The 14,029-nt window shown below is 57.0% G+C and carries 10 protein-coding genes; 3 read left to right on the top strand and 7 right to left on the bottom strand.

Going from position 1 to position 14,029, the window contains the following annotated elements; translation table 11 throughout:
- Positions 1-6 precede the first annotated feature (6 nt).
- Genes M0412_RS24335 through M0412_RS24325 form a run of 3 tightly spaced genes read right to left on the bottom strand, consistent with a single transcriptional unit; the run spans position 7 to position 3,689 of the window.
- The gene (locus M0412_RS24335) at positions 7-1,275 is read right to left on the bottom strand and encodes a glycerate kinase (RefSeq protein WP_269704323.1); all 1,269 of its coding nucleotides are present in this window, start codon (positions 1,273-1,275) and stop codon (positions 7-9) included.
- On the bottom strand, positions 1,272-2,366 hold the full coding sequence (locus M0412_RS24330; protein WP_283159215.1) for a tartrate dehydrogenase: 1,095 nt from the start codon (positions 2,364-2,366) through the stop codon (positions 1,272-1,274). Before M0412_RS24330 ends, M0412_RS24335 begins: the two co-directional genes overlap by 4 nt.
- A gap of 21 nt (positions 2,367-2,387) precedes the next feature.
- Positions 2,388-3,689 (bottom strand): MFS transporter, encoded by a 1,302-nt coding sequence (locus M0412_RS24325; protein WP_269703719.1) that lies wholly within the window; start codon positions 3,687-3,689, stop codon positions 2,388-2,390.
- Positions 3,690-3,812: 123 nt separating this feature from the next.
- Between M0412_RS24325 and M0412_RS24320 the strand changes: the two genes are divergently transcribed.
- Positions 3,813-4,727 (top strand): LysR family transcriptional regulator, encoded by a 915-nt coding sequence (locus M0412_RS24320; RefSeq protein WP_269703717.1) that lies wholly within the window; start codon positions 3,813-3,815, stop codon positions 4,725-4,727.
- A gap of 156 nt (positions 4,728-4,883) precedes the next feature.
- Positions 4,884-6,050 (top strand): IS110 family transposase, encoded by a 1,167-nt coding sequence (locus M0412_RS24315; RefSeq protein WP_269703715.1) that lies wholly within the window; start codon positions 4,884-4,886, stop codon positions 6,048-6,050.
- Positions 6,051-6,541: 491 nt separating this feature from the next.
- Here the strand turns inward: M0412_RS24315 and M0412_RS24310 are convergent, their stop codons facing one another.
- From M0412_RS24310 to M0412_RS24300, 3 genes are all read right to left on the bottom strand, one after another.
- A complete protein-coding gene (locus tag M0412_RS24310) occupies positions 6,542-8,347 on the bottom strand; it encodes a UvrD-helicase domain-containing protein (protein WP_269703713.1) in 1,806 nt (601 codons plus the stop codon).
- Positions 8,347-10,482 (bottom strand): ATP-dependent endonuclease, encoded by a 2,136-nt coding sequence (locus tag M0412_RS24305; protein ID WP_269703712.1) that lies wholly within the window; start codon positions 10,480-10,482, stop codon positions 8,347-8,349. The genes M0412_RS24310 and M0412_RS24305 overlap by 1 nt, the downstream gene beginning before the upstream one ends.
- Positions 10,483-10,614: 132 nt before the next feature.
- Positions 10,615-11,400 (bottom strand): AbiJ-NTD4 domain-containing protein, encoded by a 786-nt coding sequence (locus M0412_RS24300; RefSeq protein WP_269703710.1) that lies wholly within the window; start codon positions 11,398-11,400, stop codon positions 10,615-10,617.
- Positions 11,401-11,509: 109 nt separating this feature from the next.
- Here M0412_RS24300 and M0412_RS24295 point away from each other — a divergent pair, with 109 nt between their 5' ends.
- Complete coding sequence (locus tag M0412_RS24295) at positions 11,510-12,928, top strand: DUF6035 family protein (RefSeq protein ID WP_269703708.1); 1,419 nt, start codon at positions 11,510-11,512, stop codon at positions 12,926-12,928.
- Between the two features lie 145 nt (positions 12,929-13,073).
- Here M0412_RS24295 and M0412_RS24290 read toward each other — a convergent pair whose 3' ends face one another.
- Complete coding sequence (locus tag M0412_RS24290; RefSeq protein ID WP_269703706.1) at positions 13,074-13,739, bottom strand: hypothetical protein; 666 nt, start codon at positions 13,737-13,739, stop codon at positions 13,074-13,076.
- Between the last annotated feature and the right edge of the window lie 290 nt (positions 13,740-14,029).

The raw sequence follows: 14,029 nt of genomic DNA, 5'->3' as shown, positions 1-14,029 counted from the left end.
TCAAACCTAACCTATGAGAATTGCGCGGATGTCGTTGACGTTCGTGAGCGTTGGGCCTGTGACCACCAGGTCGCCGATGGCCTTGAAGGCCGTGTAACTATCGTGGGCAGACAAGGTCGCCCGTGGATCGATACCAGCATCACGCATTCGGATAAGACTGTCCGGCGCGACCAGCGCCCCCGCAGCATCCTCGACACCGTCGATACCATCGGTGTCACCGGCGATGGCCCAGATGCCGGAAGCTCCCTTGAGGGCAACAGCAAGGCTGAGAAGGAATTCCGTATTTCTTCCACCTCGCCCCTCGGTCATGGCACCAAGGGAAACGGTACCCTCACCACCGGACAGGATGACGGCAGGTGCTGCTACAGGCAGGCCCTTCTCGCGGGCGGAGAGTGCGATGCCTGCCATGACACGCCCCATTTCGCGAGCCTCACCTTCCAGGGCATCTCCGAGGATCAGTGGACGCAAACCGGCTTCCAGCGCGGCCGCGGCGGCCGCATCGAGCGCTATCGAGGGGGCAGCAACCAGCCGAATCTTGCCTGCAACCTCCCCTGCCTTCGGTGTCTCGTTTCCTTGCGCCAGCACTGCGCGCGCAGAATCGGGCAGGACAATGCCGTAGCGGGCGACGATGGCTGCTGCGTCTGCCAAAGTGGTAGGATCCGCGACCGTTGGACCCGAGGCAATCTCCGATGGATCGTCACCCGGCACGTCGGAGATGACCAGTGTCACCAGTTTTGCCGGCAGTGCTGCGCGGGCCAGATGTCCTCCCTTGATAGTGGAAAGATGCTTGCGGACGGTATTCATCTCGGAGATGGTGGCACCGCTGGCAAGCAGCGCCTGATTGACCGCTCGTTTGTCGGCCAAAGTCATCTTGCCCGCAGGCGAGACAAGTAATGACGAACCGCCGCCGGAGATGAGAGCCACCACGAGATCGTCCGGACTAAGGCCCTGGAGGGCGGCGAAAATCTTCTCTGCAGCCTTGATGCTCATCTCATCCGGGACGGGGTGGGAGGCCTCCAGGATTTCGATGCGCCCCGCCGGAACGGCGTGGCCGTAGCGAGTGACCACGATGCCCGAGAGATCGACATCGGGCCAGGCGGCGTCGACCGCGGCCGCCATAGCAGCCGACGCCTTGCCCGCTCCCACCACAACGCAGCGACCTCTGGGACGCTCTGGGAGGTTGTTGACAACAGCTATTTTCGGATCCGCGCTGGCAACGGCTGCGTCGAAAATTCGACGCAGCACCTGGCGAGCGGACACATCGTTCCAGGTCATTCTGCAGCGGCCATCTTCAAGATATTGGACCCTGCGATTGCGTTGCATACGGCATCGGTGACCTGTTTGGTGTTGGCGGTGCCCCCGACATCAGGGGTCAGGATGCCTGCTTCGGTCACGCGCTCGACGGCACTCATCAGCCGCGCCGCGGCCTCGCGTTCGCCGAGATGCTCAAGCATCTGCGCCGCCGTCCAGAAGGTGGCGATCGGGTTGGCGATGCCCTTGCCGGTGATGTCGAAGGCCGAGCCGTGGATCGGTTCGAACATCGACGGGAAGCGACGCTCCGGATCGATGTTGGCGGTCGGCGCGACGCCGAGCGAGCCGGCCAGCGCACCGGCCAGATCCGACAGGATGTCGGCATGCAGATTGGTCGCCACGATCGTATCCAACGTATCCGGCTTCAGCGTCATGCGCACTGTCATCGCATCGACAAGCATCTTGTCCCAGGTGACGTCCGGGAATTCCTTCGACACCTCCGCGGCGATCTCGTCCCACATCACCATGCCATGGCGCTGGGCGTTCGACTTGGTGACGACGGTCAGCAGTTTGCGTGGACGCTCCTGGGCCAACTTGAAGGCGTAGCGCATGATGCGGGTGACGCCGACGCGGGTGAAGATCGCCACTTCCGTGCCGACCTCTTCCGGCAGGCCCCTATGGGCGCGGCCGCCATGGCCGGAATACTCGCCTTCGGAATTCTCCCGCACGATCACCCAGTCGAGATCGCCTGGGCCGCAATTGCGCAAGGGCGGCGTGATGCCGGGCAGGATCTTCGTCGGGCGCACATTGGCGTATTGGTCGAACCCCTGGCAGATCGGCAGGCGCAGGCCCCAGAGCGTGATATGGTCGGGAACGTCCGGGGCGCCGACTGCTCCGAAAAAGATCGCGTCGAACTTCTTCAGATTCTCCAGCCCGTCGGCGGGCATCATTACGCCATGTTTCTTGTAATAGTCCGAACCCCAGTCGAAGGTCTCGGAGTGGATCCTGAAGTCACCGCTTCGCTGTTCCAGCGCCTCCAGAACCTGAAGACCCGCCGCTATCACCTCAGGGCCAATCCCATCCGCGGGGATCGCTGCAATCTTGTATTCACGCATGTCTTTTCTCCACTTTGAGATTTAACGATGTTGGACCGGGGCGACTTTGCCCCCGTTTTCCGGTGCGGTGCGCGACAACACGAGCGTCACGATCGCGGATACGACCAGCAGACCGGCGACGAAGTAGAGCCCGCCCGCAAAGCTGCCCGTAGTGTCCTTGATCCAGCCGATTATCGAGGGGCCGACGAAGCCGCCCAGGTTACCGACCGAGTTGATGGTAGCGATACCGGCTGCAGCCGCTGGTCCAGACAGGAAGAGCGTGGGCATGCTCCAGAGCGGCGGCTTCGAGCAGCTAATGCCGATATTAACCAGCGTCAGCGCAATAAGGACGGTCAAGACGCTTGTCGCACCCGTGGCAAAGGCAAGCCCGACTGCCGCAAGCAGACAAGCGCCGACCACATGCCAGGTCCGTTCACCGGTCTTGTCGGAATGACGTGCCCAGAGAACCATTGCAACAACTGCGAAGATGCCCGGTACCGCGTTGATGAAGCCGACCTGAAGGGATGACAGGCCGAACTCCTTGATGATCTGCGGCGCCCAGATGCCAAGGGTGTAAAGACCGGCGGACGTGCCGAAATAGACAAGGGCGAGTGCGATGACCCGGATGTCGGCGAGCCCTGCCAGGATGCTGTGGCTGGCCTTGCCCTTTGCGGCCTGCTCTGCGTTCATAGTCTTAACAAGCCAGTTGCGCTCATCTTCCGAGAGCCACTTGGCTTTTTCCGGACGGTCGGTCAGGTAAAAGAGGACGACGACGCCGAGGATGACCGCAGGAGCGGCTTCAATCAGGAACATCCATTGCCAGCCTGCAAGACCGAGGAATCCATGCATCTCCATAAGCGCTCCGGAGATCGGCGAACCGAGCACGGTCGACAGCGGGGCTGCGGCCATGAAAATCGCGGTCACTGCCGCACGTCGACGAGCCGGGAACCAGAAGCTCAGGTAGAGGATAATCCCGGGAAAAAAGCCTGCCTCGGCGACGCCGAGCAGGAAGCGCAAAGCATAGAAACTGGTTGTTCCCTGCACAAAGGCCATAAGGCCGGAAACGATCCCCCAGGTGATCATGACGCGGGCAATCCAGATGCGCGCACCGACTTTGTTGAGAATGAGGTTGGACGGAACTTCGAACAGGAAGTAGCCGACGAAAAAGATGCCTGCTCCGATACCGAAGACGGTCGACGAAAAACCGAGGTCTTGATTCATGGTCAATGCGGCGAAACCGATATTCACCCGGTCCAGGAATGCTACAAAATAAAGCAGCATAATAAATGGCACGATGCGCAGAGTGATTTTGCGCAGAACGCGCGTCTCCAGGTCGCTGTTCATAGCGAACTCCTCCCAATGATCCGTTGGGCGCACCTCCTGCGCCTTTGGGGAGGACGTTAATTCGTACTTTTCTCCCAAGCGACAATGCTTCAATTATATAATTAAATGATATAAGGGCATGTCATGGAACTGGAACAATTAAAATGCTTCGTCGCTGCGGCCGAAGAACTGCATTTCGGTAGGGCTGCGCAGAAAATGGGAATGCTACCTGCATCGCTGGGACGGCATTTAAGACTGTTGGAGGAGTCGCTCGGCACTCGCCTCATGTCTCGGACAACCCGAAGTGTCGCCCTGACCGAAGATGGAGTCGCCCTGCTAGAGGAGGTGAGGCCCCTTCTTCATCGTCTCCAGACACTTGCGGAAGAGTTTCGATCAAGGAAAACTCAGCAGGCGACCGTGCTCCGCATAGGTGCAATAGACAGCGCTGCAGCAGGTCTTATACCGCCGCTGCTGCATGATTTTCGGGAGCGATGCCCCGGGATCATCACGCAACTTGTCGAAGACAAATCGATACGTCTCATTCCAAAACTGATTGCCGGGCGTTTGGATATCGTCTTCATTCGACCTCGAGACGGACTGAACCGGAACCTGGATATTCGCACCCTCACGCAGGAAACACCCGTTATTGCACTGCCTATCACGCATCCGCTCGCGACCCGCGAGCGGATCTCCGTCGATGAACTGCGCGACGAGCCCCTCATCGTTCCAGAGCGTCGCTCTCGCCCGCACAGCTATGACCTGACCATGAAACTTTTCGAGGACGCCGGACTACACCCGCGCATCGCCCAGATTGCTGACGAGAAACAAACGATTATCAACCTCGTTGCGGCAGGTATCGGATCTGCCATCGTCCCCCGCTGGACCGCGAAACTCGCGGTATCCGGGGTGACCTTCGTTCCCCTCATGACGGTTGGCGGCATTTCACTCCGGAAACTGCCTCTTGCCGCAGCCTGGGCAAGAGCTGTTCGTGATCCCGGACGCGACCAGTTGCTGGAACTTCTCGACACAAATATCGACCGATATGCCGAGCAGGCGTAGGATCCCGCCCCTCCGTACCATCTGCCTCTACCCGATACCGATAGAGAGGCGGGCGCCAACATCTGGTTCCTCTTCGCCTTGAGATCCCATCAGGGGTGAGTAGCGGCCTGCACAGTGGCAGAGTGAGGTCGCTAGAAAACTCTCTGGAGGCCAATCATGCCGATAACAGCAGATCGAACTCAAGCACAGACCGCTACCCCCGTTGATCTTGGCGCAATTTTCGTCTCGTTGGAATTGAGCAAATCGACGTGGCTTGTAACGGCTTTGTCGCCGGGAAGCGAGAAGATGTCCCGCCATACCGTCGCAGGAGGCGACACCGCTGGATTATTCTCGTGTTTTGCCGCACTTCGCCAAAAAGCCCAGCGGCGTCAGGAGAAGCAGTACCCGCTGGTGGTGATCCAGGAGGCTGGACTTGATGGCTTTTGGCTAGGACGGGTACTAAGCAAGGAAACCTGGATTGAGAGCCACATTGTAGAGGCCGCGTCCATTGCCATGCCCCGCCGCCATCGCCGGGCAAAAACGGATCGCATCGACGGCGAAACGCTGATCCGGGCCTTGATGGCTTGGAAACGTGGCGAGCCGCGTGCGTGCTCAATGGTCAAGCTCCTCACACCTGAGGAGGACGATAATCGTCGGATCGGACGGGAGCGAAAGACACTGGTTGCCGAACGTGTCTTCCACGTCAATCGCATCAAGGGGCTACTCTTCACGCAAGGAATACGAGAATACGAACCTCTAAATCGCGACCGTCGGCAACGTCTGGACGAGCTGCGAACAGGAGATGGCCGTCCGCTTGCAAAGCATTTGAAAGCGGAAATCTGTAGAGAGCTTGATCGCCTCGAATTGTTGCTCACCCAAATCAAGGCCGTAGAAGCAGAACGAGATGCTTTGATCGTCCACGAGACGCCGGAAACGCCGGTGGGCGCGACCGCTCTTTTGGGCATAAGAGGAATTGGTCCGGAGTTTGCTACGATACTCTACACGGAAGGTCTGTTCCGACACTTCGACAATCGACGGCAAATCGCCTCCTACGCTGGCCTCGCCCCCTCCCCTTGGCAAAGCGGCAATGTCAATCGCGAACAAGGGGTCTCGAAGGCGGGAAATCCGCGACTGCGAGCGACAATGGTCGAGCTCGCCTGGCTATGGTTGCGGCATCAACCGAGTTCGGCACTGACCTGCTGGTTTAAGGAGCGTATCGCTCGCAACGGCGGCCGTCTGAAGAAGCCGATGATTGTGGCTTTGGCCCGCAAGCTGCTCGTTGCACTCTGGAAATATGTGAGCTCCGGCGTTGTGATCGAAGGTGCAATCATGAAAGCCGCCTGACACGCGAAACGGCTGCGAAAGCAAATTCTAATCCTCAGGGTGTGATCAGCCCTGTCGGATCCAGGTGAACGGACCGGGATTCCTTTTGGCTTAAACCGCCGGTCTTGAGATTGGTCCCGTTCTCCTGAGCCCGCGCCCGCGAAAGCGGGAAATTGGTGCCTGCCGCCAAGAGCGGCGACCGGATGTGAGGTTGTACAGGCGCGAGAACGGGCCGGTAATTGCTATGGGCTCAGACCATGGATCCACCTAAAACGGAGAAACTCGATGCCACTCGAATGACCAATTGACAAAAATCCTGATGTGAAAGGAATCGAACCAACACTCAATTCTCACGTCTCTCAAACGCCTGAAAGCACTTGATAATTTATTCGACGTAGAGGACCACACATATTCAGCTGCGGCCTGTGCAATACCGATCGACGATCACCTGATCCAAGTTAAAGTCCATCTCGGCCCGAGACCCGCTGTTCGCGAGCGAGCTCGGCGTCTACTTACTCAATAGCTTCTATCAGGTCATAACCGAAAATATGCTCGGCAAGGATATCTGTCGTCTCGTACGGCTCGCCGATCCCATTGACCCTCCCGACCTCGGCAATCAAATGAAGGTTCTTTCGCGGGCGCGATGCAATCACATATAGGAGCTTCTTGGCGCTATCTAGCGCGTTAGGATCAGCGAAATGCGGAACCATGCCTTCGAGCAGCGCAAATGCTATCACCGAATCGAATTCAGCCCCTTTGACACCGTGAATGGTTGATATCGTGATTCCGGAGCGTGCCGCGAACACGCGCCTGAACATCGCAATGTTGGATACCGCTTGCACACCGGCGTTTTCCAGCCGTTCGATTTGGATTCTCGAACGTTCGAAAAATGCCGTGCGATGATCATCGAGCGACGGAAATAGCGCAATGTCGATCCCGAGCGACAGCAGCAGCTCGTCAAAAAACAGCTCTAGGTATTCGAGGCCATCATCGACCAGGATCTGAATTTGATTGCAGTGGCGCAAAAGATCCCGTCGAGAGGTTTTCGACGTGTCGATGCCTACAGACCGAAAATGCTCCAGAACCTCGCCAGCCCAGCGCATCCTTCGAACGAACATTTGTGGCTCTGGCCGAGTTAATGCAAGCCGAGATATCTTGAACCAGATATTTTCTTGGTCTCGCGAAAATGGCGCCATGCCCGGGCCGTCAAAATTGTATTCGGGCAGCGCCGCCACGAGGCGTCGAGTTATCGCCGCCAGTTGCACCCATTGCGGTCCAACAACGCAGATCTCGTGCGGCGAAATTCCAAGCGTTTCGACATTATGGCGAATGAGCCGCACGATCTCATCATCCAGCTCTTGGTGATTGATCTCCTGGTCGAAGGAAATGAAGCTTCCGTAGTCGCGGTCTTTGCCGACAGCCTCAATGGCCGCAGGCACGACACAGTAGTTCGAGAAATAGCCGACGATCCTTTCGGAGGAGCGGTAATTGTTCGACAGGCTTTTCTCTGCGAGATCGATGCCAGCGCGCGCAGCAAATTCTGGCCGAGTCATCGCATAGCCGCCCAAGGAACCGTATATTGCCTGGTTGGGATCCCCGACGATAAACGTTCTCGTGTTTCCGGCCGATCCCCTTAGAATGGCGGCAACAATTGCGTATTGGATCTCTTTGGTGTCCTGATATTCGTCAACGAGGATATAGCGGAATAGAGATCCAAGCAGCACGGGAATCGTGGGATTGCTGGCGATCAAGTCGTGCGCGCAGCTCAAGATCATCTCAAAGTCCAGTTGCCGGTGTTCCTGAAGCCGATCCCAATAGCGTTGCAGGACGGCTGTTGCTGCTGCTCGGCGGTTCGGATTTGCTCCCTCAAGCTCGAAACCAGTCGTCGTGAAATAATACCGACAATCCAGCGGGCGGACAAAATTCGGAGATTGCTGGCAGAGTTCCGTCAGGATGTCATCGGTTTCATGCTGGTCAATCACCCGGAACCCTTTGGCAAGACGATCATGATAGATAGCATACGGTCTAATGATCCAGTCGAGACAAAACGAATGTATCGTGCCGATCCAGAGTCGATCGGTCGACACCCCAAGCTTCTCGATACGTTCAGCAATCTCTTCGGCGGCACGATGCGTGTAGGTAATGGCGACCACCCAGTGGCGTTCGCTTTCCAGCTTCGACAGTTCGAGGGCGATCTTGTACGTCAGAGCTCTCGTCTTCCCACTCCCCGGGCATGCAGCAAGGAAAACGCTCCCGTCATGAAGGACGGCATCAGTCTGCTCATCATTGAGGTCGCCATTTTGCCATACGAAAACCATCAGGCATGTCCCATGACATCGATGATGACGTCGCCGGCGACCGCAGCGATCAATGCTTCCCGGAGCGGCTCTATCGCCAGCTCGCCAGCGCGGAATGATCTTACCTGCTCCCTGAGCTGCGCAAGCTGTGCGTCGCCGATCACCGCGGGATCCTGGTGAAATTTCAGGCGGTGCTCGATCATATTTGCGAGAACAGCGCGACCGATCGGTCGATGGGCGGAAAAGATCGCTTCGACCAGATAGTCCGGGATGCGCGTCGAGGAGGATACCTGCTTGGCCATCTGGATTGCGAGCCAACCCTTCCCGGCATAATCCGCCATGGCAAGGATTCGACGGCCAAACACTGCCGGATCGTTGGATCTCAACTCCGCAGTTGCAGCAACTATGGTCGGATTGTCCTTATAGACCGCGTTCAAGACTGAAACAGCAAGTTCCCAGTTTCCCGCCGCCACGAAGTCGACTTCGAACGTTCTCGGAGCATAATGGACGGACACCCAGTCGTTGCCGTCCTTGAACGCCGTCAGTCTTGCCCGCCGGGCGACCCCGGCCGCCTGGGCTCCGATTGCTTTTTCTTTCGCGCCCTTCAGCGCCTTCGTATCGTCCTCGGCGGGCTCCGTATTGAAGAACGTCGCGTCAAGGTCGGTGACGATGGCGCATCGTCTTCTTATTCTAAGGTCGTGGAAAAGCACCGCGACATTCTCGAATCCGGTGCTGCGGATGTTGATCAGGCTGACGCCCAGTTCATCGAGGCTCACCCCGAGAACTTCTTTGACGAGGACAGGCACGAGGATTTCTTCCGCATCGCCTTCAACAAGGATGACACTTTTAGCGAAAAGGAGATTGCTTCTAACCGCGTCGAGATACCGTTGGATGCTTCTGATCTCCGGCTCATCAAGTCCCGCACTCGGCCGGAAAGCCTCGCAGCGTGAGCCACTGCGCCCTAGGATATTAACGTTTTCAACGTTGCTGACTTCTGAGATCTGGGTCGAGTGGGTGGAATAAATTACCTGGGTATCGGGGTAGCTAAGGCGGTCAAACAGAGTTTTCTGGATGTGCGTGTGGATATGAGCCTCGGGCTCCTCGATCAACAGAAAGTTTGCGCACGCCTGCTTCGCTTTCTGGTATTTAAACTCGAGGAGCTTCAGCGTCAGGTAGATCAGGTTGGCACCACCGAGGCTCAACTCGTTGATGGCTCCCTCATAGTCGTCGTCCGTTTCGCCGACGAACAGCTTCAATGATTGGAACAGCCGGTCGGCTTCGTGGGGGACCGCCGACCTCACCGCCAAGCTCGCAGGCGAATATGTTTCTCCCGCTGCATCGCGGATCGTTTGCCGTATATCGGCTCTGATTTCGCCAACATCGGGAAGCGCTTCGATCTCGGTATTAAGCGCTTTGACGCGCTCGGTGATCGGCGCCAATGCAGCGGGGTCAATTTCGCCACTCTTGCTGCGCAAAAGCGTCAGCAATGGATTGGTCCGCTGCCCCTGGAACTCGCTGACGACATCACGCAACGCTTGGACAAAAGTGAAGCAGACCTCCTTGCTCACGGACATGATCCCTGGAACCCGACCGCCGAGGCTCGCGGGTTGAAGCTCCTCGGGAAACTGCACTGTGGCAAAATCGCCAACCAACGCCTGATAGACGGCTGGATCGGAGAAATCAGCAGTGCTTTTACCGGTGAAGACCGTCTCGTAATCGTCAAGCGTGATCGTGTTTAAGATCCCCGCGAGGCCGGCATGATCTCCCTCAGCAAGTTGGCTGAGAAGCGTGCGCGTCGCGGCGTTAGGTCGGAAAATCAAATTATAAGTGGCTCTCGCGACGGCGTCGTTTTCGATGACGCCGGTGCCATGGAGGAAAAGGGCCTGGATTGCTTCCTCCTGGGACACCTCCGCAAACTCAATGCTAATGATGATCCAATGCCCCCGCCAATTGCCGAGGCCGCGGTGAAAGTCACCCTCTTCAAGCCGGTACGCCCAGCGGAGGAAATCATCGTCGAGCATCAGCCGCATTGCGCGGAACAGGTTCGTCTTTCCCGAACCGTTCTCGCCGATGATCGTATTAATGCCCTTGTTGAAATGAAAGTTTGCCCGCTCGAAATTTCGATAGTTTACCAATTGAACGCGGGAGATATGCATCGTGGATCCTTCGAGACTCGTGGTCTCGCGAATATACCCGCAAAAAGAGAGAAGAACATCGTTCCACGACTGTAGCGGCGGTCTATCCCACAGGCATAGTTGTTACCGGCACAGAGCGATTTGCCGCGGGTTTTAAGTCCGCCTCAGCAGAAATACGGCGAGGCTGCACGCAACACTGACAACGAGCTCTGCCTCGGCGGCCGTCGCGTCTCGGCCTTCCTGCACATGACGTCCATTCTGTGAGGCGTAACCCCATAACTTATGGACCGCATCCCCCAAAGGCGGAGTCAGGGCCAGACTATTGATAATCTGGTCGAGATTCTGATTGGGGGCGTTTGTCATGTCTCGAGCGACGCATTCGAGCGCAGCCATCGAATGCTGAATGGCGCCTGTGCGGTCTGGATCCGGACGACGTGAGATATCCTTCAGCGCCTCACGGATTTCGCCGGCCGCCGTGTACCTACCGCTCTGCGCAAAAGCTTCGACCGCCTGCTCAGTCGCAATCGCGAAAGTCGGATCACCACGAAACACTATTCCATCCGGATCTTTGAGCTCCCAACCGATCCCTTTCTCGCGGAACACCCTGTTCAAATCATCCTCGAAGCGCCGCTGTTCGTCTGGGCGGTATTCGAAGTTGCGCCAAAGTGCTTCAGCGATGTCATAGACCTTGTACCAGTCGCACCCTCTCAACAAGCCGAGGACTTCATCCCAGATGTTTGGGTATTCGCTCCAGTTGCGAGGATCTGGAACCTCGAGCAATATATCGCATACGATGGTCCGGATCGCGGTCGGGCTTAGTCCGCAGCTTCGCGCGATGCTCGCGACCTGGAACCGCAGAAAGTCGGGAGCATCCTCGCGGATCGTGATTTCCGGTTCCGGGCCACGATAACCATGTCTATCGGAAAAGGATCGATTCATTTCTTGCGCCTCACCTACGCTCTTTCGTCAAACGTAATTCTTCATTTTGCGTGCATGAAAGCAACCGAATCTGCCTATCTTCGAGTGACTCGTGAAACCAGGTGCGATCATGCAAGGAAATGTCACCTTTGACCCACTCGCTTTTGCCGAGCCCGTCGAAAAGCCTGAGATCACCGAGATTCTCGATTTGGAGAGCGGGGAATTCTTTGAAACCACAGCTTTTATCTCTCAAAAGCGCTATGACCGGTTGGTCGCGGAGCGCGTTTCGATCCGGGAAAATCTAGCGGACAAGCCGCTTTTCGCATGCGGGCTTTGCGCGACGCCAGTCTATCTGGTTGCCTCTCGCGAGAAGCGTTTCTTTTTTCGCCACTGCCGGGAGGATGGTTCTTGCCCGTCGATCACCCGTTCGGCATTGAGCCGCGATGAGATCCGGGCGCTCAAATATGATGGCCAGCGAGAAAGTGTCGCTCATCGAAAGATCAAGGAACGGCTCCTGCGCAGTCTTGCAGCCGACCCCTCGAACAGCGAAATCCTCTCTGAAAGGCAGTGGCGCTCTGCCCGAGACCCCGGCAGCCGACGTCAGCCCGATGTGCAGGCTCTTACCACCTTTGGCCGGGTGGCTTTCGAGGCGCAGCTGTCGACGACCTTCCTCGACGTGGTAGCAGGACGTCGCACATTCTACCGCAGTGAAGGCGCATTGCTCATTTGGATTATGGCAGGATTTGACCCCGATTATCGGCGCATGACGACGGACGACCTGCTGTTCTCCAATAACTCCAACATTCTCGTTGTCGATGAAGAGACAGCGGCTTTGTCCGAGAGTAGCGGCATATTCTACCTCCGTGCGCATTACCGCGTCCCGGAACTGGTATCGGGCGTCATCAGAGATGACTGGGCAACTCAGATCGTCGCCTTCCGCGATTTGAGAATAGATCTGGAATCACAGTCAGCCTGGGCCTTCGACTACGACGGCCAGTCTCAGTTGCTCCTCGAAAACGCAAGGATCGAGCTCGAAACGCGGGATCGCGACCTGCGTGAAAGGATTTGCGCATTTTGGTTGGCGCGCAATCAGCACACTCCCGACCCACTGTCCGCTGAGGAAACGTGGCGGAGCCTGGTCGCAGAACTCTCGGCCCGCGGCGTTACACCTCCAACGAACGACAGACACGACCGCGCCGTTACTGGTCTGATGAACGGCGTCCTAAGCGCACGCGAAAAGCGCCCGGTCGGTTGGGACTTCAAACACCTCATCGAGGTCGCGCACCGCATTTGCGACGGATATCCGGAACACGCGCTCGCGATGGGATTTGCCCTCAAGGAATATGGATGCGAGGAATTGATCAAAGCCCAGGACAAGAGCGGAAAGTGGGAAAAGCGCGCCCGCACGATCCGGGAGAACATCCGCGCAGGTGATCAACGCTATCTACCCGATGAAGATACGCTACCATTTCTCACGTTCGTATTTCCTGAGATCGGCAGCAAAATCGAAAAGTTCCTGTCGTCTCGTCTCGCCCAGTCCAAGCTCTGAGGTACTAGCGTCGATTCCCCATGCGATTCAGCCTCTCAGAATTTCCGGTGCGAACGCGGGGTGTCGAAATTCGTGCCGAACGGCCAGAAGGTGCGAGCGTGTGTGGGACCGCCATCGCTGTCATCAATCACGGTCCCGACCTCAGTCACGCGGCATCATCGTCGAAATAATAGGAGTCATCGACGCTGCCACCTGTATCGAATTCAGCCTCTCGATAGGCCACGCGTCCAGCCACGAGGTCGAACGTCACGTAGGTTGTGAAGTTGATCTTGTCGCCTGAAAACACCCTGTCTTGATCCTGCTCGCCCTCGGCAGTACCTGTAAGCATCACTGTGAGGCCTTCGTCATTCGATGATACGTCTACTTCATCGATATAAAAGCCATCGAAGTACGCATTCGTCGTCGCCATCTCCCCCGAGAGCTCGTCAAGGATCGTAAGCGGATTTTCGTAAGCGTATGTACTGACTTCCTCACCGATGTTTCTGTTGCTCCAGATCTTACCCGAGAAATGCCCCGCTTCGACAAGAAACGCTGAAATCTGCGATGCAAGTTCGTCTGAGGTTGGCAGGTCATCGGGAATTCCCTGCAGTTCAGCAATTCTCTGGTCCATAACCGCGAGCGCCGGCATCAGGAGTTCAGCTTCTTCGAGCGAAGTAAGCGGATATTTCCCTTCCGCGCGAAGTGCTGCCGCAGTTCCGTATCCGAAATAGGCGGCAACAATTTCGTGGGCGTGTCCCGCGACAAGTTTGTTCCCCGTCAACGCGCGGTATTTCGCACGCAGGGCGTCAACGCATTCTTTGTGGATAGACATGACAAATCCAATTCACTCCGGCGTCTGATACGGTGAACACAAGCGCTTCATGTCACCTTGCGCCGGCAGATTGGTTGCCGTTTAGGTGAGGACTGGTATCTCTAAATTGCCGCCTTTAGGGTCGCTTGCAGCCCTGGCGATCGGCTCCGAAAGGGAGGATATCTGATTCCACCGGATTTGGAAGTCAGGCGAATTGCCTCAGGAAGAAATTCTGGGCCGGCCCATGAGAATGAACCTCTTGCCGAATGAAAGGCGCACGGTAGCGAATCATAATGGCCGCGTTCATTCTA

The sequence above is a fragment of the Agrobacterium sp. O3.4 genome, assembly GCF_041414895.1.
Taxonomy (GTDB): Bacteria; Pseudomonadota; Alphaproteobacteria; order Rhizobiales; family Rhizobiaceae; genus Agrobacterium; species Agrobacterium cucumeris.
This window is presented reverse-complemented; position numbering and strand designations above follow the sequence as displayed.

Bases quoted from the DNA above. Each gene is read 5' to 3' on its own strand.
- M0412_RS24335 (WP_269704323.1), bottom strand. From the start codon at position 1,275: ATGACCTGGAACGATGTGTCCGCTCGCCAGGTGCTGCGTCGAATTTTC.
- M0412_RS24330 (WP_283159215.1), bottom strand. From the start codon at position 2,366: ATGCGTGAATACAAGATTGCAGCGATCCCCGCGGATGGGATTGGCCCT.
- M0412_RS24325 (WP_269703719.1), bottom strand. From the start codon at position 3,689: ATGAACAGCGACCTGGAGACGCGCGTTCTGCGCAAAATCACTCTGCGC.
- M0412_RS24320 (WP_269703717.1), top strand. From the start codon at position 3,813: ATGGAACTGGAACAATTAAAATGCTTCGTCGCTGCGGCCGAAGAACTG.
- M0412_RS24315 (WP_269703715.1), top strand. From the start codon at position 4,884: ATGCCGATAACAGCAGATCGAACTCAAGCACAGACCGCTACCCCCGTT.
- M0412_RS24310 (WP_269703713.1), bottom strand. From the start codon at position 8,347: ATGGTTTTCGTATGGCAAAATGGCGACCTCAATGATGAGCAGACTGAT.
- M0412_RS24305 (WP_269703712.1), bottom strand. From the start codon at position 10,482: ATGCATATCTCCCGCGTTCAATTGGTAAACTATCGAAATTTCGAGCGG.
- M0412_RS24300 (WP_269703710.1), bottom strand. From the start codon at position 11,400: ATGAATCGATCCTTTTCCGATAGACATGGTTATCGTGGCCCGGAACCG.
- M0412_RS24295 (WP_269703708.1), top strand. From the start codon at position 11,510: ATGCAAGGAAATGTCACCTTTGACCCACTCGCTTTTGCCGAGCCCGTC.
- M0412_RS24290 (WP_269703706.1), bottom strand. From the start codon at position 13,739: ATGTCTATCCACAAAGAATGCGTTGACGCCCTGCGTGCGAAATACCGC.